The sequence below is a fragment of the Bradyrhizobium shewense genome (genome assembly GCF_900094605.1).
In the GTDB taxonomy this organism is placed as follows: domain Bacteria; phylum Pseudomonadota; class Alphaproteobacteria; order Rhizobiales; family Xanthobacteraceae; genus Bradyrhizobium; species Bradyrhizobium shewense.
Genome location: NZ_FMAI01000016.1, coordinates 15,978 through 37,104, shown reverse-complemented (window position 1 = coordinate 37,104; position 21,127 = coordinate 15,978). Strand labels below are relative to the sequence as shown.

15 protein-coding genes are annotated in these 21,127 nt (G+C 57.1%); 4 read left to right on the top strand and 11 right to left on the bottom strand.

The genetic code is table 11. The features are described from left to right. Nucleotides 1-92 precede the first annotated feature (92 nt). From GA0061098_RS27065 to GA0061098_RS27055, 3 genes are all read right to left on the bottom strand, one after another. Nucleotides 93-1,607: an argonaute/piwi family protein gene (locus tag GA0061098_RS27065; RefSeq protein ID WP_091963793.1), complete on the bottom strand. Its 1,515-nt coding sequence runs from the start codon at nucleotides 1,605-1,607 to the stop codon at nucleotides 93-95. After that, nucleotides 1,604-3,478, bottom strand: a complete 1,875-nt coding sequence (locus tag GA0061098_RS27060) for a toll/interleukin-1 receptor domain-containing protein (RefSeq protein WP_165637630.1) — start codon at nucleotides 3,476-3,478, stop codon at nucleotides 1,604-1,606. The genes GA0061098_RS27065 and GA0061098_RS27060 overlap by 4 nt, the downstream gene beginning before the upstream one ends. Nucleotides 3,479-3,543: 65 nt before the next feature. Continuing rightward, complete coding sequence (locus GA0061098_RS27055) at nucleotides 3,544-5,139, bottom strand: anti-phage dCTP deaminase (RefSeq protein WP_091963787.1); 1,596 nt, start codon at nucleotides 5,137-5,139, stop codon at nucleotides 3,544-3,546. A gap of 2,255 nt (nucleotides 5,140-7,394) precedes the next feature. Here GA0061098_RS27055 and GA0061098_RS44035 point away from each other — a divergent pair. The 3 genes from GA0061098_RS44035 to GA0061098_RS27035 are packed head-to-tail and all read left to right on the top strand — an operon-like array spanning nucleotide 7,395 to nucleotide 10,961. Continuing rightward, nucleotides 7,395-7,631, top strand: a complete 237-nt coding sequence (locus GA0061098_RS44035; protein ID WP_129590948.1) for a cupin domain-containing protein — start codon at nucleotides 7,395-7,397, stop codon at nucleotides 7,629-7,631. A 29-nt stretch (nucleotides 7,632-7,660) separates the two neighbouring features. After that, complete coding sequence (locus GA0061098_RS27040; protein WP_129590947.1) at nucleotides 7,661-10,447, top strand: outer membrane protein assembly factor BamB family protein; 2,787 nt, start codon at nucleotides 7,661-7,663, stop codon at nucleotides 10,445-10,447. A 13-nt stretch (nucleotides 10,448-10,460) separates the two neighbouring features. After that, entirely contained in the window at nucleotides 10,461-10,961 is a 501-nt protein-coding gene (locus tag GA0061098_RS27035; protein WP_091963775.1) for a hypothetical protein, read from the top strand. A 156-nt stretch (nucleotides 10,962-11,117) separates the two neighbouring features. On the opposite strand, the gene GA0061098_RS27030 is transcribed toward GA0061098_RS27035, so the two are convergent. The 8 genes from GA0061098_RS27030 to GA0061098_RS26995 all read right to left on the bottom strand — a co-directional run bounded on the left by GA0061098_RS27030 (nucleotide 11,118) and on the right by GA0061098_RS26995 (nucleotide 19,816). Then, nucleotides 11,118-11,375 (bottom strand): plastocyanin/azurin family copper-binding protein, encoded by a 258-nt coding sequence (locus tag GA0061098_RS27030; RefSeq protein ID WP_091963773.1) that lies wholly within the window; start codon nucleotides 11,373-11,375, stop codon nucleotides 11,118-11,120. 12 nt (nucleotides 11,376-11,387) lie between these two features. Next, a complete protein-coding gene (locus GA0061098_RS27025) occupies nucleotides 11,388-13,211 on the bottom strand; it encodes a multicopper oxidase family protein (protein ID WP_091963771.1) in 1,824 nt (607 codons plus the stop codon). Nucleotides 13,212-13,443: 232 nt separating this feature from the next. Further along, on the bottom strand, nucleotides 13,444-14,256 hold the full coding sequence (locus tag GA0061098_RS27020; protein ID WP_091963767.1) for a hypothetical protein: 813 nt from the start codon (nucleotides 14,254-14,256) through the stop codon (nucleotides 13,444-13,446). Beyond that, on the bottom strand, nucleotides 14,253-16,025 hold the full coding sequence (locus GA0061098_RS27015) for a hypothetical protein (RefSeq protein ID WP_129590946.1): 1,773 nt from the start codon (nucleotides 16,023-16,025) through the stop codon (nucleotides 14,253-14,255). Before GA0061098_RS27015 ends, GA0061098_RS27020 begins: the two co-directional genes overlap by 4 nt. A 36-nt stretch (nucleotides 16,026-16,061) precedes the next feature. Then, nucleotides 16,062-16,961, bottom strand: coding sequence for a tyrosinase family protein (locus GA0061098_RS27010; protein ID WP_208610685.1), 900 nt, complete (start codon nucleotides 16,959-16,961; stop codon nucleotides 16,062-16,064). 101 nt (nucleotides 16,962-17,062) lie between these two features. Further along, nucleotides 17,063-17,560: a tyrosinase family protein gene (locus tag GA0061098_RS27005; protein WP_165637629.1), complete on the bottom strand. Its 498-nt coding sequence runs from the start codon at nucleotides 17,558-17,560 to the stop codon at nucleotides 17,063-17,065. A gap of 375 nt (nucleotides 17,561-17,935) precedes the next feature. Beyond that, the gene (locus tag GA0061098_RS27000) at nucleotides 17,936-18,571 is read right to left on the bottom strand and encodes a hypothetical protein (RefSeq protein ID WP_091963758.1); all 636 of its coding nucleotides are present in this window, start codon (nucleotides 18,569-18,571) and stop codon (nucleotides 17,936-17,938) included. A gap of 9 nt (nucleotides 18,572-18,580) precedes the next feature. Continuing rightward, on the bottom strand, nucleotides 18,581-19,816 hold the full coding sequence (locus tag GA0061098_RS26995; RefSeq protein ID WP_129590944.1) for a zinc metalloprotease: 1,236 nt from the start codon (nucleotides 19,814-19,816) through the stop codon (nucleotides 18,581-18,583). Nucleotides 19,817-20,023: 207 nt separating this feature from the next. Here GA0061098_RS26995 and GA0061098_RS26990 point away from each other — a divergent pair, with 207 nt between their 5' ends. Next, complete coding sequence (locus tag GA0061098_RS26990; protein ID WP_091963753.1) at nucleotides 20,024-21,049, top strand: catalase family protein; 1,026 nt, start codon at nucleotides 20,024-20,026, stop codon at nucleotides 21,047-21,049. The last annotated feature ends 78 nt before the right edge of the window (nucleotides 21,050-21,127 follow it).

Here is a 21,127-nt window from a genome sequence, read left to right as displayed (position 1 = left end):
TGCTACGAGGAAGCCGCTCATAGTTGGGACCCCGAGCTGATCTCGCCCGGCCTCGCGGGTACCAAGTGTGAGGAGCGAGGAATGCTTCTTCGCTAAATGTAATGCCGGAACGGCAGCGGAGCACCTTCCGAGATTGGTGCGGCCGTCAAGATTTCTCCGACAGCGTCCGCGAACCGCAACGTCACAGGCAATCCATCAGCGAAGAGGCATGCGTTGAAGTTCACCTTCGTTAAGCCCATGACGTCCGCAACAACCGTTGAAAGATTTGCTTCTCCCCGCGTTATTTCTATAAGAAGTGGGTTCGGCGTCTCACGGCCGGGGTACGTTCCAAGCTGGGGAATGAAACCACTCGTCCAAAGCAATGCACGCCTTTGGCTGAGCCGATAGGTCGTGCCACGTAGGATTGGCAAACGACCCGTCGCAAACAGCTTCATCTCCTGAGATCGAGTTATCCGTACTCCGACTAGATTTACATTTTCGGGAACAGCTTCGCGAAAGCCCTGCCACTCTTCGTCGCTAAAACGAGTACGGCCGTGGATGAATAACTCTACAGGTTCTCGCTTGTGCTCGTCATAGTAGGATTGAAGCAGACTAGACATCAAAGCCCGTGCTTCAACTCTAGGAAGATGAAACTCCTTCGTCTCGCCGGAATACCAAGGGCCCATTGCTCCCTTAAAGACTAGCCCATCCCCTGAGTCTAAGAACATCTGCGCCCCGCAACACGCGTTGCCCTGAGTGGTATCCGTCGTGTTCATCTTGAAGACGAGCCCAACATAGCAGACCCCTTCGCGAACGTTGGCTAGCTTCCAAGGTCGGCCCCCACTCTTGAAGTAGGCGGTAGTGCAGAGATTCCACGCGACGCTAGCGCCATCTTGTAGTCGCCTCTGGGAGGCGTCGTCAATTTCGCCTACTAGAAGGGTGCTCTCGCGTACAACTTGAACAACAGCCCGCGACCTAATTAATCGCGCCTTTAGCTGATGATGAAAGTTCAATTCGTAGCGGTACATCTCCGCTTCGTTCATTTCCTCGGAGAACAACGAAGGTTCGCGGAATAGTCGCCGAGCGACGCGGGCCCCCATCGAAGGTTTGGAAATTATCGCTTCAGCTTTGCTCAGTCTGGATAGCGGTCGCCCAAGTCGCCAAACCTCGTCCGGGATCACGACGAACCAAACGTCCACTTGCGCGTCGTCATCTCGGAGTTGCCTCCTAATTGAACGTTCAAACAGAGAAACGGTGTCATAAATAGCTTTGTGACGGTCACTCTGGCGGATCGCGTTTCCGACGTCGGTTGCAGATACGGCAAGCTCAGCAACGGAGTTTATTGGCCAGGGCGTGCGGAAAGCGGCCTCAAACCCTGGAAACGCGAATTGGCGGGATGCACTGTTAGCCGGAGCGGGAATGAACGAGCTAACCTTCCTTAACCATTCTCTGAAGATAGATACGCCTTGTTGCGTCCCTATTACCCCTGCACGAATCTGGGCTGGCTTACGATGATCAGCGATAGGTCCGAAGAGGAAGAGACCGTCGCGGGGGTCCTCCAATTGTTGCCTAAAGCCAAACTCTAGTTTTGGCTCCGGCACGAGTTCAATCCGATCGGATTCAATCATGCTTCGCTAGTATCCCGCATATCTGAACCCAGATCGTCCATTTCGTCCGAGACGTCAAAGTCATCATCCGAAAGCTCGTCATCATCCGTCTCGGTGTGACCGTCGATGATGTCTTGATCACTTTCGAGAGACACAGGGGAGACGAAGCTTAGGAGTTGCTGGTCGAGCTCTACCTGCAAGCTCGCGTCCAATGTCAACCCGTTTGAAGAATTTAGCCATGCCACAAATCCAATGAGCAGATCGCGCCAACGGTCGTTCCACCAACTCTTGCAAAACCGCCTGCGCAGCACATGCATCCGCTCCTTGCTGACAAGCGGTGTCTGCCCGTCAGCCGTAAAAATCACGTGCTGGCGAAGTGTATATCTTGGTTGAAGTCCAAGGCTGGGGCGGGCCTCGACCGCGAAATGCCAGAAGACCTTTCTCCGCTCGCTCCAGTTCACCATCACCTTCCTGCGCTTTTTCTGGTCGGAGTCGAGGAAGGTGACTGTGTTGCGGTCCAAAAGATTCGACGGCATATACCAAGCAAGAGAGTTGGAGGCCATGGCGAAGCTTCTGAGGCCTCGGTCAGCCATTTCTTTGTTCCAAGCTTGGCGCAACATGCTGATCGTTATGTTGTGCGCTTCACGTGGCTTCACGGAAGAGGCATTCGTTGAGTGACCAGTCAGAAAGTCTTCAATGCCGACCTTGTATCTTTCGGTCAGTATATCGGGGTGATCGGAAAGGGCGAATTGCTTCGCGTCAGAAAACGTCCCGATGAGGCGAAGATGCCTGAACGAAGGCGTTCGCATGGCGGCGGCTATCGCATCGACTTGCTCTAGGGGTGCCGCAACGTCGTAATAGTATACGAACGGCGGAAGCTTTCTGATCGCCAACCAATTGCTCGTCAACCGTTCGGGTCGATCAATCACGCGATTGGCGTGGTTCTTTTGCGCGCCAAAATTGAGGACGCTAAGCCCCGCGCTGTCTATCCGAGGCACTCGATCTCGGGCAAGGGCATCTATGATCGCTTTAAGTCCCGATGCCCAGTTCTTATGGAAGTCGATTATGTTCTTTCGCCCGAGATTGGCACGAACTTCAGCGAAAGGTAGATCATCAAGTCGCACTGGCAGAACAAATCGCGTGAGCTGAGATGCCCTTTCCACCCGAATCGCTAGATCAATTTCGTCGAGGACGCCGGAGGCCGATTGCGAAGTTTTCGATAACACCACTATGACTTTGGCGCACCGATTGCGGATGCAATTCTCAATGTCCTCCCAAAATCTGTCGCCGGCCGAAAGGTTGTTCACATCACACCAAACGGAATATCCGCAAAGGGTGAGTTGTTGAGCAAGCCATACTGCGAATTCGTTGTCTTTCGGGTTCGCATGACTAATGAAGACAACTTCACGATAGCTCGGTGCTGGTACGGCGCTTGCAGCAAGCGGGACTCTAAACACGTCCCAGGGCTCATCGTTCTCCGAAGGCAATGCGTCCAAAACAGCAGTGATGTAGTCCTCAGAAAATTGATTGTTCTCAACCAGTACTGCTATCGCGCCATCTTTCGACGAAAAAGAAAGAGCGTCATTAATCGCTCGTCCAATGCTGTCGGGGGCTGAACTAGATTTGTTCTGGCGATGAATGCTCGTCAAATCGATATATTGTGCTCCAGCGGCCTGGAACGCTACAAAAGCAGCGCGTCGCGTAAGGCGACCGATGTCAAATCGGGGAACGCGACGAATGTCTAACACGTACTTTGGTTTCGAGCCGGCAAGTGTCGTTGTTAGCTCATGTTCGGTGACATGCTCGCAGTCGACGATGACAATCAGCGAAGGATTCGCGCTGGCAAACAAGGTGTTTTGCCATGCTGGTCGAGCGAAAGAGTTTTCAGTCAAGGGCTCCGCAGGGCCGGAGTCGACCAATCGAAGAAAATTAGCTTTTGGTCTGACAGGGCGGCCCATCATTTTGACTTCACTAGAGCTGATTCCAGTTCCACGTAGCTGACACCATGAAGGTGCCATGGCGAGCCCCATTCCGGCGATCCAATTTGAAAGTTGCCTGTGGTTGAGTCTTTCAGGTCTCGATCTTTGAGGAACGCCCGCTTGTAAAGACGTGGAGCGACTCCTGTGAAGGCTCGAAACAACACTTTATTTCCACCTTTGCTTGGCTCCCTCCAGTCCTTCGCGTTGATCGTAATCGCGTCCGGATGAAGTGATAGGGCTTGGCTTTTGGGATACGGCTCAATGTATTGCACCTCATCAATGCCTGCGGCGACGATGCCTCTGGCGCAATAGTGACAAGGGAATGTCGTCACAAATAGTCGGGTCCCGATCGTAGTGACGCCCTTCCGGCCGGCTGAAAAGACAGCGTCCATTTCCGCATGCACTGCCCGACTAAATTCCAGAAGGTCGCCGACGCGGCTCTCGCGCAGGTCCAATCGCAGCTTATTTTTACGAATATTGTCGAGAGCGTGTAACTCTGGAATGTCTTCAATAAGTTTGTTGATGATGGTATTTTGTTCTCTTGTGTTGCTGCAATACTTCCCGACCTTTTGGAATACACAGCGGTGGTCGTCCTGGTGAGACTGAAAGGATTCGCCGTAAACGCCCCCTCCTGCGCGTGGCACTTCATTCGTTCCGGTGGCGACAATATTTCCCGTGGCGTCCAGGAGTGCGGCACCCACTTGGCGCGACAGGCATGCGCTTTGGAGGGAAGCTCCATATGCGTCATGCATTGCGGTTTCCGAAATGGTCGGCCGAACAACGTCTGCGACGGTCATGATTCGGATAAGTCGTGATAGATTATCGCTTATGTCCCAATCAGGATTCGGTTCTTGCCCTTCGAGAAATTGGTCGGTCGTGTTATCGACGAAGAAATCGGCCATATGAAAAGCATCAGAGACACGCTGCCCATGCTTCTCGATATCGCGAGCGTCTCTCTTCATGAACTTCTCTGCATCTCCCGCGCCCGCATTTGTGTATTTATTTACTATGCGGTTCTGACGAACTTTGGCCTCGCAAACAATTCCCACCAAAACGAATGCGTCCTGATAGACGCGCCGTAATAGCTCGACTTCTGCTGGGTGCCTGATGGAATCGAGTATGTAGGCTCTTCGCACACCATCGGGAGGGACAGGGTCTTCGCCCGGATTACTGATACCAAGCTTAGCCGCGCGGGTGAGGCGAATCACATCAACCAGACGTCTCGCAACTATTGCGTAATCGCCGCCTGCTCGCATCTTGTCGCCTAGGTCTTGAAATCTCGTTGTAGTAGCTAGGTCGTTCTGCGGAGTGACCGGCACGGTCTCACCGGAGTTTATTGCCCAGTCTTCAATGACCTTGCGCGCCTTCAAGATGTGAGCTTCATACCGGCCGCCAGGCAGGGCCGGATTTTCCAGGAGTGTTTTCAAAGTAGTTGCGATTTCGCTCGTGCCCGATCCGACATAGCCGACAACTGCAAACACGATCTCGTTGCTGGCTTGTTCTGCAACCAGCGCTTTGGCCGTCTTGACGGATGTGAAAGAGGCATCCGGAGCTGAGCTTACCTGCGTTTCCATTTGCGCCCCGTTGAATGATCTAACCAAACTTCGAATTGTACTGTGATTCTGAGTTGAAAACGGCGGTTAGCCCAACTTTTCCACGAGGAGCGCTTGGAGCGTTCCTCCGCGCTCGGTAGGCGACCAATCGAACGCCTATCGAGGCCCTAATGGCTGTCGGCGGTAAAGGCGGCACATAGCTGTGTAACAGCTTGTCGCTAGCAGAAAAATTAGTTATAAGGATCAAGTAGTTGATCTGCTGCCTATGCAATCCGAAACCGCACGCGTCCGGTGTCACGAAGCGGTCAAGCCGCCTCCAACCTCGACTTTGATTAGACAATCGCCAGCGTGAGAAGCGCGAGGACGATTTCGAGAGCGGAGGTGATCACATCGGTAGAGCGGCGGCGCGTTGGTCGCTGGGTGAGAAGGAGCGAGTTGTTGCAGCATCGGTGAGCTCGGTACCAGTGTTTCCGCGGCGGCTCGCATGGCCGGCCTCATGTGAGTCAGCTGTCCAGGTGGCGCAAGGAGCTTTGCAAGCACGCTGAAGCGAGTTCATAGCGCCTTCGTGGCGGTCGAGATTGGATCGTCCGCACCGCCGCGGGAAGTGGCCGAAGCGCCATTGACGACGACGGCAGCGCGTCAACGAAAGGACCAGAGCATCATCGACATTGCTCTTGATACCGGGCACCGCATCCGGATCGATGGCGAGGCTGACGGCGACGATACGTCGTGTTCTCGATGTTTTCGTCCGCCGATAACCCGACAATACGTCACTTTGGGTAGGCTGACCCTTGTGGTGCGGCCGGTAAGTTATTGATGTTCTCGCGTCGAGGCTCACTCTTAATCAAATGGCCCGTAAGCGTCCTCGCATGCAGCAAACCTTGGACCTCTTATCAAATCGCAAGCAATCGAGTGTTACCCCTGACCGCAACCAACACTCCCTAATCTGGGCAGTTCTTTTATTAAACGAACGCCTGACCTTCTCTTGGTAGGCCTTGGAACAAGGGACTTCGACAGGGTGAGAACAGCACCACGACACGACCGCGTCGTTCATGAAGGCGCTGTCGTTATCAAAATCGAGCCCACGAATGGGCCAGGGGAATAGGTTCTGCGCGCTTGAGAGCCTCGACCACAAGAGCTCCTTCACGCACGACGAGCGGAAAGCGTTCCGCCCACCCCGTTGCTATATCCACCATTATTAACGCCTGAATGAACATGCCGGCAACCGCGCCAACATAAAGCGCGACAATCCCTGGAACAGTTATGTCATCGACCAGGTGCAACGTTGCTGGCGGAGAGCCGCCGTCGAATCACGAGACGAGATGATCCAGGATGTCGCTCGCTCGCATGTCGGTCACCTCCTGGCTGGCAATGGATTGGGTGTACTGGCGTCCCCGCTGCTTGTCGGATAAGTGAGCGGTGCCAGCCGGCCTCAAGAGGGGGCTTCACTCCACTTGGACGGAGAAGCAGAGACCACCTATTTGGGTGTCCCGGTTAGGCCAAGCGGCGTCCGGTGTCTATCTGGGCGGCGCGCGCAGGCCATTAAGTCAACAGGTCGTGCCGCGGTTACTCACCTCGTTTGTGCCCCCGCGCGGAAGTTGCCCAGGCCGTCGTGACGATTTCAGTGTCCTAACGTTATGAGCGGAGGTAAGAGCTCGCGAAAATAGTAAGCTATGCTGTCACTCTTTTAGATTGAAATCTATAAAAGCGTGAGCGAATAATAATGCTACTTAAGCTTTATGCCCGAGCGGGAGGTGCGACAAACAGTCGTGAGCTAAAGATTACGCCGGCGAGATCGTGGTCGCTCCGGGGAGGATACCAGTCGCGGGCCAAGGCACTTTTCCAAGTTCTAGGCTTCGGCAAGTTTGGATCAACGAAAGGATTTCGAAATGTAGCCGCAATTCTGTTAGCGCCGAAAAAAGTTTTCAAGTGGTACCAAGGGAAGTAAGCCGGCCTTTTTTCCAGAGGCGCTTTATCTCGAGAAGTGTGTAGCTCTGACTCGAAGCCAACATTGATACCGCATGTCCGAATGCGACAGGTCTGAAGGTTTGGCCTGCAGTCAAGTGGCAAGATTTGGTCTTCTTATTTAGGTGGATGATATGCTTCTGGCGATCCGTTCCCGTTGTTGCGGCGCAGTCCTCATATCAATCTCGATAGTTGTCCCAGTCAAAAGTGCCTTTGCTCAGGTCGACGTGCCTGGCGGGTATCGACAACTCGTGCCCGGGCTGCTCAGCCGATCAATTTTCAAAGGTGACGCGGGAGGTCGGACTGTCGAGGTGATCGACCTGCTGGTCGGTGCGCGTAAAGCCTCCGAAGAACTTGCCGCGCCTGGTCGTGCAATGCTGGACGTAGAGGCCGGTGAAGCGACTCTGATTGTTGACGGCAAGTCCCAGCAGGTGCGTCCCGGCGCTGTCATTGCGCTCGATAGCGACCAGCGGATTGCAGTCGACAATACTGGCGGGGAACGCCCCTTTGTCGCGCGACTGATTGTGCTTTCGCCAGCACGGCACTGAGAGCACTTTTTTTGGAAAGGGAGGGGCGCATGCAGTTTCGTTTGGCCATTTCCATCATCGTGAGCGCAATGATGGTCGGTTGCCCTGTCGTGAGCGCACAGCCAGCGCCCGAGCGAGACCCGCATCTGCAACCGGGTGGCGGAAGATTTCAAAACAATCCGGAGGTGGTCTCGCCGGTCCTGCTCACAAGACCGATCTACGAATGCGCTCAGACGGTTGTCGTGAACGGCTACGTTCCGGATGCGCAGATCGAGATCTACCTTGCTGGCCAACCAAATCCCATTGGTTCGGCCACTGCGTCCGAGATCGCCAATCAGCCGATCAAGGTAGCGACGCCATTTGAAATCGGGCAAGTCATCACTGCTGTCCAGGTTGCGGGTGGAGTGAAAAGCAAGCCTTCGAATGCGGTGACGGTCACGTCCTACAAGGATGACTATCCAGCAGGCCTGCCGCAGCCGCGGTTGAATCCGGCGCCTTGTTACGATTGCGGGCGGGCAGTCGGCATTGCCGACGTAATCCCTGGGGCATGGTGGAAAGTATTTGCCGAGGATCCGCTGGCGGGCGGTGGTTTCGGTCCGAAAACCGAGATAGGTGGTAACGCGGATTTTGCCTATACGTTCGTGAACCCCGCGTTTCGGAAGGGGCAACGCATCACCGCGCAGTCCGGAATTTGCCGCGATGTCAGTCCGGGGTCGCGCGCCGAGATTGTGCAGTCGCAACCGTCCTCATTGCCGGGGCCGGTAGTTGACACGGTGTATGAAGGTGCCCCCGTTGCTGTGGTGCGCGGGCCGGCATCGAGTCCGCTGCTCAACGGTGCCGATATCAAGGTGTTCACTGACAACATGATACCGAATCCCAACCAGGTCGGGGGACAGCCCACTCCTGGCGGTGCGCAACAGATTGGACTGAACCCTCGCGGGAAGGGGACCGGCAACTACTGGGCAACTCAGGCACTGTGTACTGCCAGTGCACCGGGACCGAAGACGCCGGCGAAGCCCTGCAGCCAGCTGCCCGCCGCAAAGATTCGTCAGCCGCTACCGGGTGATACGATCATCGAGGTAGTGGAGTTCGTCCCCGGATCAAGGATCAGCATTTACGCAGAGGCTGAAGAAATCGGGGATGGAGGTGGTGCCCAGGTCGCTCTGACGCGCGCGATAAAGGAAGGCGAGAAGATATCAGTGGTGCAGTCGATGGGACGTTGTGTGGCGGATCTCGTTTACGTCGCCAACGCCGGCTGTGGAGACCGTGATCCGAAAGTCTGTTCGCGGGAGTGGCCTGCTTTCCGGCACAGTGGACTGCGGGACGCGCAGCAGCCGTTCGACTCTCCACTGGCGGACCCGCAACAGGTCAAGACGCTTAAGGTAAAGTGGACGTTCCAGCCACCGGATGATCCACGCGGTTTCCGCGCATCTGCCATCGTCCACCAGGGGCGTGTTTTCATCGGAAACGGCAATGGGAGGCTCTACGCTATCGATGCGGCGAGCGGCAATCTGCTCTGGCAATATCCAAAGGCCGGCGATCCAGCGCTGCGCTCGCAATATGAGACAGTCTCCGCACATAACCCTTCTTCCGAAGGACTGCCGGCGAGCGCGTCAATCGGCAGGGTCAGGGAGAGAGATGCAGTTATTTTCGGGGGGCCCGACCAATCTGTCGGACGCAAGTTGGGCAGCGGTCGGCTCTTTGCTCTCGATCCCGCGACCGGTGCGGAAATCTGGAAGTCTCCAGAGATCGCGGCTCTCAATGGGCTCACACCAGGCGATGGGCGAGAACTGCACGAGAATATCGGTTACTCCTCGCCACTCGTAATCGGAAATCGTGTGTATGTGGGGATCGCAAACCATGCAGATAGCCCGATCCAGAACGGGCGTGTCGCTTCGGTCGACATCAATTCCGGCAACATCGTTGCTTCCTTCGATTTCAAGGCTACGAGCACGCGTGGCGGCGGAATCTGGTCCTCACTGGCGGGGGGACTGTTGGGCAATGCAATCTACGCGACAACCGGTAATGCGCGGCTCTGGAACGGCGGAAGTCAACCGCAGCCAAGTGTCGATCACTCGCTAAGTCTGCTAAGACTGAATGCCGCAACCGGCGCACTCGAGTGGAAGCTCAAGCCGGTGCCATTCAACATGGACGATGATCCCGATTGGGCGTCAGGTCCTACCCTGCTGGACGCACGTTGCGGAGCTACGGTTGCTTCGACGCAGAAGGATGGCTGGAGCTATGCTGCACGTGCGGGTGCCGGTGCGGGGGGAAATCCGGTGGTACGCTGGCAATTTCCTCCAACGGGCATCCCTTTTACAAGCGGAACCCACGGAGATACGCGCTATCTGATTCCGGGCGCTGCTTGGCGCGACACTTTCATCACGACGACCGGTGGCTATACGGTGGAAGCCGGGCAGGTACCACCCGGGTTCACCCGGTTGCATGCGCTCGACGTCTGCGTAGGGCCTTCTGGTCCAGTGCGGTGGGTAGCAGACATTCCGGGCACGAGGAAAAATACGGCCTACCAGCTTGGGCCGCCGACGGTCACGCGGGGCATCGTGTTTCTGGGCACCGCCCAAGGGCACCTCGTTGTGCTCGCAGATCCATCGGTCTGGCCACCGGCGGGGTCGATATGCGATAATCCGGAGGTTTTACAGGCGGACTGCGTGCCCAACGGTTTCAGACTCGTTCCCCGTCCTCAAATCCTCGCGGACATCGATCTTGACCCCGGTAACACTAGTGACCGCATTTTCACCGAGCCCGTCCTCGCCGATGGCCGAGTGTTCATTGCGACAACCGCCGGCGTACTCTACATGCTCGAAATGGCCAGATAACCGGAGAACATCGATGAGCAGCGTCCCACTTCGCGTCCTCATCGTCATCGCCATCGCCATCGCCATACTCTCGTTGTCTCGCGAGCCCGTTTGGGCACAAACTGCCGCAAATACGGCAGGCATTTTCGCTCGCGACCGCTACTCCGGCCCGCTGATCGCTCAACGCGTCGTCGGGAGGAACCGACCAGCTGCAGTGCCACAAGCGGGGGGTGCTGGTCAGGACGTGCCGGTACTTCACTATCAGGAAATAAGTCTGCGCCCTGGCACCCGCGTGGCTGGCTCAACTACGGCGGCTTCGCCAGCGGCAGGGGCAGGGTCTTCGCTCCCGCTCAAAGCCCAAGGCGGCTTTCTGATCTATGAGTTGAGGGCAGGAAAGCTCACGACAATCATCAACGGCAACTGGCGGGAACGCGGGTTAGGCGAATTCTGGATCGTGGGGCCTACAGACACGGTTACGCTTGAGACCGAGGATGACTCAGTGGTTCTTCGGACGATCCAGCTCGCAGATCAATAACCAAGCCAGCCGCCGCACTCGGCGCTTTACCGATAGTCTCGTCTCTAACGGACGGGGCCGTCCTTGTCTGAGGGCCGGTTTGGCGCGCAGGCGAACCAGAGACAAATCTGTCCGACTTGTGCAGGACGCCCTTCCAAAAGTGAGGAGGCCTCCCTTCTATGTCTTTACGGTAACCTTTCCCCTCATTCCGCCGTGATGGTCACAGTGGTACGGGATTTCTCCGGTCGTTCCAAACGTATGCTCGAAGGGCGGGTCACCCTTGACCATGTCGCCGCTGTCGAACTCGCCACCATCAGCCGTTACGGTATGCGCAACAGTATCCTCACTTGTCCATATGACTTTGTCCCCTTGTTTGATTTCAATTTGCGACGGGGAAAAAGCGAAATTCTTGATCGTGACATTATAGCTGGCCATGAGACAGGGTCCTTACTTTGCAATTTTGACGCGTTCCATCATTCCCATATCCTCGTGTCCGAGGATGTGACAATGCATGACAAACTCTCCTTCGTAGTCCAAATATCGAGACCTGATGACTATCGGCTTTGGTTGGCCACCGGCTGGCAGGATGATCGTATCCTTCCAAAGTTTCGCCTGCTGCATCTTGCCATCCTTCGCGGGCTCCTCGCGCTCTACTTCGAACGGGTTGACGTGAATATGAAAAGGATGAGGGAAAATCCCATCACCTGTTATGGTCCATTTGGATGCTTGACCTAGCTTGAGCACGCGCGGCGCATGCTCGGGCATAAAGACTCGTTCATTCGACGTAAAATGAAGCTTGCAGTCGGGAGTTTCGGTCTGGCATATCGGGCAATTGCCGTCCGGGGTACAGGAGCGGCGGCTCATGCCATCGAAGCGCACCGACTGTTCCGCGTCGGTCAATTCCTCGTCCCTGATCGGAACGAGGTCGCTCGGGACACGGTCACGCAGCTCTTCGCCACTCGGCAATGCCATGTCTCTGGAGGCGCCCTCAATGAGCACTCGTGCAATGATGCGTTGCGGTTTGTTTCCGATGTCGGCAATGAGATCCCCTGCATTGAAGGCCGCTCTTGACTGCGCGACCCGGATTGCCGCGGTTGCGGCTTGCAACGACAGGGCGGCGGGCAACATGCCGTCTCGCAGGAAGTACTCCTTCGATGTCTCGCCAGGGGCGAGAGGGGCGGCCTTGACCAGAACGTCACTGCGGTAACCGGGACCGAGCAGCAACTCGCGGACACCCTCTTGAGAAGGCTCGGCCGCTGGCCAGTCCACCCGGCGACCCAAGGCCAGTCCATCTGCTGCGATTTCATGGAGCTGATGGCCGTCGAGTGCCAGGGCGATATTGTCTTCGACGCCCGCATGAACAAAGCGCCATCGCTGCACCTCGCCCGGATGAATCCGGATCGTCGGAACGAACACGCCATTTACTGTAATGTTACGCGACCACTGCCGGTCCGGAATTGCCGTGTCGAAGTCCTCAAGCTTTCCGTCAGGTCCAAATCTTATCTGCTGAAGAACGAAGACTTTTTGTTCGGCAGCCTTGATTTCGGGTACGGCATCCAGCCCACCATTTGCATCCTGACCACCCTCGATGATGAGAGCTCCTGCCATCCCGCTGGAAACCTGCACGCCGGTGCTGCCATGAAAGTGAGCGTGATACCAGAAGGTACCTGTCGGATGCTTGTCGGGGATGTGGATCCGATACAGCTGCGTAGCCTTGGGGTCACCCGGATACTTCTCTGGCCGTATCTCCAGGAAAACGTTGTCGCCGTAGCCGGACGGGGAGGTGTGCAGCCCGTGTGTGTGAAGATTGGTGATATTGAAGCTGAAATCACCGTCATGGTCAGCCGGATGTGGATCCTGCGGGTGATGATGCGTCACATCTGGCAGTTTGTTCGTCAGGCGGATGTAGAGCGTATCACCCGGTCTTGCGCGAATGGTGGAGCCAACGAGATCGCCGTTATAGGAGCGAAGCTCAACATCACACCCTGCGACTTTCTTCCCCTTCGAGTATTGGACAACGAGCTCGTAGGGGGCGCTTTGGTTTGTCGGTCGGACGACAGCAGGTTCATGAAAATCGGCAAAGCCAAAGCTTCTGATGAGCTCTTTGATCCAAGCCTCACGCTGCTGCGGATTGCGCGGGTAGGGGGCGCAAGGGTCCGTGACAGGCACCTGCGCGCAAGCCAGCCCGGTACTCGCAATTAGGGCCAGGAGGACAATAGCAATATAGGGGGCTGAAATACTGCATCGAGACAGCATCATTGCTCCGTGCATTTCGTTGTATCCACAACCAGAGCTATTCTATCGCTGCTTGTCAGGCAGGCAAGAAAAAATGTCAGCTTACGCATTGCCTGAAGGACCGGCGAGGAATTACCGGCCATTCTCCTGCGGCAAACTAACGGGTAGAGATAGGTATTCTTCGCGCTCCGACACGTGCGCGCCTGAAGCGAGCTGAGGATTCACTCCGGCTCAGGAGAATGGTATTCAGCGGTCCCGAGCCTGAAAGTTATTTTATCGACCGCACCTGCAACCGCAGTGCGTAAGCCGGCCCCTCGTTGTATTGCTTGGTATTGGAGCGATTGGAGCTTGTTTGTATCGAGACCTCAATGTTGCCGAACTGGCTCGACATTCCCGGAGTCAATTCTCGCGTCTCGGCGCCAACTGTCACCGCTACAGCGAGCTCTCCTGCCGGGCCGGCTATTTGACGGGCCCTAAGGTTCGCTGTTTGGACGTCGAGGGAGACCGGTAGTTCGCCGGACCGGAACGCTGTGGCGAGCACTTCACTGTTTCGCTTTACCGCCACCACCTGTTCTTCGGAGGCGTGGTCCGAATTGACCCGATATTCAACGTCTGCGGGTGCGATCACCGCGTCAATGGCAGGATCGGGCGGCATTGCGATCGTATTTCCCATCGGAACTTCGACACCTGCAGTGAAGTTACGATTCATTTTCTTCACATCAAATTCCAGCCGAACTGTGCCGCCTGTCGAAGGGTGCACCCGAACGGTACCGGTTTCTGCACCTTTCCTGCGTTCCATCTCCTCTATCAGGCGCTGCACGCGGCCAATCTTGTCGGCGTCGCTTGTCGACGTCGGCGGGTTAACGGCTTGGTTCAGGTCCGTATTTTGCATTCTTCCGGGCGGCACAACAGCACGCAAGCGGTTCTCAACGGCGTCCTGCTGCTGCAGCTTATTCCTCAGGGCGTCGATCGTCGGATCAGCCTGCACCAACTGTGGGTTTCGAAAGCGCCCGCTATTAGAAGCGCCACCGAGAGCGGAGATTGTCGTCAGCGCAGCCAGAGCAAGACTCAGGACAATCACGGTGTGACCCTCCCACCGAGACGTGGACCGTCAAACCGGAGATTAGGCCAATTCGGGTAGTCCGTCACCTTGGTGGCCGCGGGCTCATCCTCGTCGACAACGGCGGTCACGTATTGGGAATCGATGACGCCGTTCTTGTTCCAGTCGATAGGCGAGCCGCACACCCCGACTTGTTCATTCAGGCTACCCGCATTGGGGGCGAGTTCCGGTCCAATTCCCTCCGAATAGTCAATCACAAAGCCAGTCACCTGAGGCACAGTGCCATCTATTTCTTCAGCCCCATCCGTCGCATAGTAGATCCGGGTGCAGGTCGGATACCGTCGACGGAATGCGTCAGCCTGACTCATTCGAAGCTGCCAAGCGTAAGACATAACGCTCCAATAGTTCGGCTTGAAACGGGAGTGATTTGTGCCGCCGTGCCGCTGGCCCAGATTGTGACCGAGCTCGTGTGCGAATGTCGCAGCCTGGGACTTCAATGTCTGGTATTGAACTGGAGCATCTCCGAGCGTTACCATGAAGTCGTTACCGACCTTCGACCCGTCAAAATCGATATTGCTCTCGCCGCTCCATCCCAGCGGATGGGCTCTTGCCCAGATCGCATAGTGAAAAAGACCTCGGCGCGAGGGGCTGAAGTGGTCCTGCTTCAGAAGAGCAAAACTTGCAGTTCGGGTTGCCAGGTCATGCGTCGAGCGGAACTCAAGCAGCTCCCATGAGGGAACAGAGCCCGAGGAATCAACAAACAGATTGATGCCGTTTGGCCCGAACGGATTCAAAATAGGGGCATTTGCAAACATCTCCCGCGCTATATCGAACGTACCTGGCGTAGCTCCCAGTCGCTCGATTGGCCGATACAGCATGCCGTCCATGACATCGGCTTCGACAAATATATCCTTGCGAAACGGATCGGCGCCCAGTGCCTTGATATCGACCAAGGTGCTGCCGGGTTCGCTCCCGAGATAACCGTTGATCTCAACGACATCGGGGATACCGTCTCCATCACTGTCCAGGGAGCTTGCATCCAGAGGCAGCTTGAATATTCGCTCCAGACTCAACTCTCCGAGTTCATTCCGTAGCTGCACGCGGATTTCCGACCCGGCAGGGAAGCTGTCAAGAGGTACGACGCGCGAGAGATAATGTCTTATGGGAAATCCCAGCACCGCAGGATTCGCACCAAACATATTGTTGAAGAGCGCCTTGTGCGCGTCTGAAGTGCGGTCGACGCCATCCACGAGTACGGTCGCGCCTACATCCATATTTGCGCCCTGAATGTACAGAACGCACCGAACCCTTCCCCCATCGTCAAATCTGGTATCAAGAAGACTGATGTCGTCGATCCTAGGAAGCGCAGCTGGTGCAGCGCCAGTAATGGTCATTGTAACTGGAGATGAACGACCCTCGTCGTTCTCGATGGCGACAGCGTAAGAACCGGGAGACACGCCGGGAGGAATCGAGAACATCACAGCGCCTTGAACGGCTCCGCGCAGGACCTTCGGATTTGGCGAATTGGCATCCCAAATAATGCGAGCTTTACCGAGGTTCGTGCCCTGAACCAGCACGAGGCCACGTGGCACTTGGCTCGGCGCTTGCAAACCCTCCAGCACTGGCGGGGAGGCCGAGGCTATGCCTGAGGCGCCGAGCAGCTGTAGCAACAATGCGAAGGCCGACAGGCGAGACCATGCGAACGCTCTTGTATCCGCCCGCGGGACACCAGAGCTGAGGGCATTTGTATCACTCGTCGTGCGATGGTTCTCGTTGAGTAGTGGCGCCATAGGAACTCTAAATGAAAAAGGGCGCTGATATAGTAATCAGCGACTGAACAGTTCTATTCTCCCAATTCTGACGGCGGCTGCGCTGGTGGAATTGGAGATTACAGTAACCCTCACACTGGCCGGATCGATGCCCTGCGCGATCAGTTCACGCATGCGGTTCGTGACTTCGATAACCTTGTCAGAAGCCGTTTGGCCGGCGTGTCCTGCGATTGCATGATCGTGCGTACCAAAAAGCGCAAAACTTCCAGCAGGCTGACCAGCAACTGCGCCCGCGCCCGGCCCATCAAGGTAGATATCGAATACACCCGAGGGCGCAGCTGGCGAACTGACTTCCGAAAATCGCAATATCCAACGGCTCGACGGTGAAGCTACGGGCGCCCCCGCGCCCGGTTCGGGAGCGAGCTGTGTCGCCGCCGATCCTCGGGGAGTAACGGACAGGACGTCGTCGCTTCGGCTCACTCGGTTTGGTGGGCGAGGTGAGGAAGCAGCCAGGGGGGATCCAGCCACGGCCGTCGGAACTGGGGCCAGCTGATCGTAACTGTAAGCCGTCCCGACCATTCCGAAAGACTCTCCTGCGGTAAATCCGGTCTTCTTAGCGTTCGGCGAGACGAATAGATAGGGTTCTTGGGTCCATATGTACTCAGGCGTGCGAGGCGGATCACCCTCGAGTGGCGGCTGGTTCCTCCACCATTCCCATAGGCGGTCGAGATTTGAATGGTGCAAATAGAAGATCGGATCACGCGCCGCTAGTGCTGGCGTAGCCATTCCAAGGGGGACATTCTGATCCGTGATCACGCCGATGCGGCCGTGAACCAGATCATGAGGCGCGCTCTCCAGCTGGAAAGAGAATCCACGGTCTAGGCCCAGGACATCCCCTCGCTCCAGAAAGCGCTGGTCGGCAGCCGTTTGCCAGTTCAAATCACTGTCGCGGATCAACGGCTTTTCGGATGAAGGGACGGACGGGTCGTTCGGATCGCGGCATAGCGGACTGCGGTCCGAATAGTAGAGTGCATTATCGCTGCCATCACTTTCCTTTGCTAATCTCGATATCTGGTATCGAGATAATTCCAGTAGGGCAGAGCAAACGGCTCACCTACAACGCTCTCGATAATGCGCTCGAAGAAGTAAAGGTAGACGCGATGCCAGGGCAGAAAATCGTAGGTGCGGTGTGGGCACTTCAACCAGATGCGATCACGTCCTACACCAACAGACGGATCTAGGGGCACCTCTCCTGCGACCAATCTGCGCGATGCCTGGATGCGTGCGAGTACTTCCGGCGTTGCGCCAGGCAGCGGCTGAAACAGCGCGTTGAAACAATTGATTTCGTAGCATCCTTTCGAATCATCCTGCTGCGGCGTCCAGTGAATATTCGCCTGAAACCACCAGCTCGTCGGATCCCAGACCGGCCGATCTTTCATCTCTTTGATGGCCCGCTTGTACAGCTGGAGCATTGGTGCCGCTGCCGGATCATGGACCTCCCGTCTTACGGGAGGTGTCTGCGCATTGAGTTTGACGCCGGATTCGGTGAGAAGCATTGCGAGACTCGTTAGGCCTCCCGCAACGAAATTTCGTCTGTCCAGAGCGGCTGCCAGCATGCTCGTCCTCTTGGTGTCATCGTTTCAGAAAGGAACGGTTCATTCGTTCTCCGCTACGAGATCGAGAAAGTACGTTATGTTTCTGTCGAAGCTGCGGACAAATCCTTTGCGAAACATAACCCGCAAGGCATCATGAAGAGGCTCAGTCGCGGCGCAAGCGTCAGTAAATCCCTGCCTGCGCCCATTCTAAAATCTCGCAGGCGTAGCAATATCGATCTCACGGGATACGCTTTTCTTATTTTTTATTCGATCCCCGCTTGCAACGTAAGATAGCAGCTCCGGCGGGCCTTGTATAGCTGGTGACCGCTCGCGCGCCTACTTCAAATCAACAGTATCTTCCGCGATGATTTCCTCATCGAATCCGCTCGTCCGCAATACGCGTACCTCGGCGCGTTTGGCGCCCGCGAACTGATTGCGATCGACGTCTACCTCGGGAGTGGGACGACTCACCGCGATCGTGTCCCACGTCGACTTGTTGTCTGGCCTGACCTGGACCGAGTAGGTCACTCCGGCAACAGGCTGTAGGCCGGCGAGCTGGTTGATCTTCAATGGCCGCCGGCTGGCTGCCGCAGCTCCGCCAAGCTCAAGCCCGAACGCGCCTGCTGCCGGCTTGGGAGGCGCCGCCCCGGCTTCGTACCGGCTGACCTCCTTCCCCTTGAGCTGGAGGCTTACCGACTTCATGCCAGCGACGCGCGGAAGGTCCGCCTGGATCAGGCCGACATCGTTCGGCCGGTCGGGTTCGGCGGATGATCGGCGGACGACGACAGGGTTACGATACACTTCCTGGCCGTTGGCGTCGTAGGCCACAAGCTCCACCTCGTCGTCGGTGGCGGCGTCCGACGCAACCGTGGAAATTGAGGGGTTAACGTACATGATCTTGCCGTCGCCAGCGGTCTTGTTGATGGTGGCGACGACGTGAACGAATGATCCGGTCTTGATTTCGGTCTTCATCGGATCCTCCTAGGCGACCGGCGGGCCGAGGGCGTCCTCTTCCAGCAACCGGGTGAGTATCGCCTGATAAGTGTACGCCGATAGCCACTGGTTGTCTGCATAGGTCATCACGTCGTGATATGTGAGGCCCGGCAAGGCAGCGGCCGGCAAGCCGAGTTCGTGATCTCCGGTGTCGACACCGATATATTTGTTGTCCGGCTTGCTGATGCAACCGTTCTCATAGGGAAACTGCGGATCGCTTGCGTCCTGCGAACCGGGAGGAAATCCCGGATGAAACCGGCCGAACGTATGCCCGAGCTCATGAGCGCCGTACCAGTCGGCATATGAGGCGTCCCGATCGCCAGCAAAGCCGTTAGGGACACCCGCGGGTCCGGAAGCTACAGTATCAGGCTGGGCCGTTCCCGGAATGGCGAACGCCTTTCCGCGCATGAAGTTGGCAGACGCGTTGTCGTCGACCAGACCGTAATAGTGCGTGCGCGGATCGACGCCGCTGCTCACCTCGCGGCTCCGGAGTGCGGCGATCTGCGCATTGGCGAGGTCGACGGTCGAGTCGTTGAACGGCGCGGTAAAGTCCGCGTCCACTACCATATGGGACCATTCGAGCGTGGCGACCGGATAGGCGCGATTGAGAAACGACCTGAGATACGAAAAGTGCACCGCAGCGGGTGTGACGGTCGTCGCGCCCACCCTGTACCGAAGACCGATCACCCGGATACGCAGCGGCGGGGCCGCCGCGAATGGTATGGGCGCGATGTTGAACGCCGGCGCCGGAAGGTCACCGCCTCCGGGCTGGAAGATGCGGCTGATGCGCAAGTTGAGCTGGCCCGCGCCGATAGCCTCGGCCGGCAGGCGAAAGTTGAGGCTCTTGTCGAGATCCTCCCGCTGTTCGCGGAGGCTGAAAGGCGAGCCCGGGTTCACTCGAAGCAAGTTGATGGCGGGGAGGAACGTGTCTCCGCCTCCGCTCCGGCTCCAGGCAATTTCGGCTGTGATCTGCCCGGGCTGCGACAGCGAGGTCGGCTCGAGATAGAGGCGAACGATCGTCGCTTTATCGGCGACCAGTGGCACCGAGTTCGCCAGGTCCTGAACGCACTGGACGATCTCGACGCCGCGCACCTGCACGCCGGCCTGCGGCTGAGCTAGACCGAGCGCGCGGCGCTTGCGAGTTTTTATTCTGGGAACGCCCGAACCGCGATGCACACACATCATGCACATGGTGATTTTTCCGGTTTTGATGACCCGCAACACGCTCGGCTTTCACTTTGCAGTGTGGACTTCAGGTGGGCGTCGGGTGTATGGTCAAATTATAGTACTCGCTAAGATTGAATCAAGCTAGCCGGTGCCGGTCGGTCGTTTTGACGCGCACGGCTGACGCCGCCAGATGCAGTACCGGGAGCGGCTCCAGCGCGCTAAAGTTCTGGTGCGAACGATTTTTGTGATCCGGGAGGACGTCCGATGTTGCATCGCTTTCTGTCGCGCGGGCTCGGCGCGGCGGTTGCTCCGCAGAGCACAGTGCCGCCACCCTCGGTGATCGAGCCGATAGAGGACATCCGTGCCTCGTTCATCGACAAGTTTCAGAAGCGGCGCATCGAGGCCGGCGAAAAGCCCGCCGAACGTGCTGTCTTCCGCAAGCAGCACGGCGCCGCGAAGGGCAAGCTAACGGTCGCGGACGAGTGCCCAGCGAAGCTTCGCAAGGGGCTGTGGCAAGGCGGCCCCTATGATGTTTGGATGCGCTGGTCCAGCGACGTGCCGCCAAACATTCCGGATCAGAACAACAACACCCTCGGCTTCGCGCTCAAGCTGTTCGGGGTCAAAGGCCCGACGCTGGCAACCGACAATCCACTCGCGTCTACGGCCGACCTGATCTTCCAGAACAGCGATATCTTTTTTGTCAACAACGCGCAGGAAATGGCGGCGATCTCGTCGGAAGACGAAACGAACGCTTTCACCGCAATCCACAAGCGGTCGTTACTGATCCTGAATGAGATGGCAAAGAAAGAAAATAGTCTCGCGGCGGCGCGTTATTACAGCACGCTGCCATATGCGGTGGGCGAGGAGATCGTCAAATATCGTCTCATTCCCGCACAAGCGGTGCAGACCGCCGCGCCGGGCCCATCCCCGGTCTATCTCGCGGAGGATATTAAGGCGCGGCTCAAGGCCGGTGCGATCAGTTTCGTGATGGAGGCGCAATCGTTCGTCGACGACAGCGTCACGCCCCTCGATCGCGCAACCGAGCGCTGGGAGGAGACGATCTCTCCCTTCGTGCCCGTCGCCCGGCTGGATATTCCGGCGCAAGACATCGATCAGGCGGGTCAGGCCGCCTATGGCGAGAGCCTTGCGTTCTCGCCATGGCGGACCTTGTACGAGAACAGGCCGCTCGGCTCGATTGCCGACGCAAGGCGCATCTCCTATCCGGCCTCGGCCGCCGTGAGGCGCAGCCTGAACGGACAGCTGATGGAGGAGCCGGACCATCCACGCTGATGGGTGGCCGACGGCATGCGGCAATTCTCGTGCGACCGCCCTCGCTTTGTTTTTAATAATCTTTTTGATCTCGAGGTC

What these genes read in the sequence shown, in the direction of transcription:
- GA0061098_RS27065 (WP_091963793.1), bottom strand. Translation starts at nt 1,607, where the DNA reads ATGATTGAATCCGATCGGATTGAACTCGTGCCGGAGCCAAAACTAGAG.
- GA0061098_RS27055 (WP_091963787.1), bottom strand. Translation starts at nt 5,139, where the DNA reads ATGGAAACGCAGGTAAGCTCAGCTCCGGATGCCTCTTTCACATCCGTC.
- GA0061098_RS27040 (WP_129590947.1), top strand. Translation starts at nt 7,661, where the DNA reads ATGCAGTTTCGTTTGGCCATTTCCATCATCGTGAGCGCAATGATGGTC.
- GA0061098_RS27035 (WP_091963775.1), top strand. Translation starts at nt 10,461, where the DNA reads ATGAGCAGCGTCCCACTTCGCGTCCTCATCGTCATCGCCATCGCCATC.
- GA0061098_RS27030 (WP_091963773.1), bottom strand. Translation starts at nt 11,375, where the DNA reads ATGGCCAGCTATAATGTCACGATCAAGAATTTCGCTTTTTCCCCGTCG.
- GA0061098_RS27025 (WP_091963771.1), bottom strand. Translation starts at nt 13,211, where the DNA reads ATGCACGGAGCAATGATGCTGTCTCGATGCAGTATTTCAGCCCCCTAT.
- GA0061098_RS27015 (WP_129590946.1), bottom strand. Translation starts at nt 16,025, where the DNA reads ATGGCGCCACTACTCAACGAGAACCATCGCACGACGAGTGATACAAAT.
- GA0061098_RS27005 (WP_165637629.1), bottom strand. Translation starts at nt 17,560, where the DNA reads ATGCTTCTCACCGAATCCGGCGTCAAACTCAATGCGCAGACACCTCCC.
- GA0061098_RS27000 (WP_091963758.1), bottom strand. Translation starts at nt 18,571, where the DNA reads ATGAAGACCGAAATCAAGACCGGATCATTCGTTCACGTCGTCGCCACC.
- GA0061098_RS26990 (WP_091963753.1), top strand. Translation starts at nt 20,024, where the DNA reads ATGTTGCATCGCTTTCTGTCGCGCGGGCTCGGCGCGGCGGTTGCTCCG.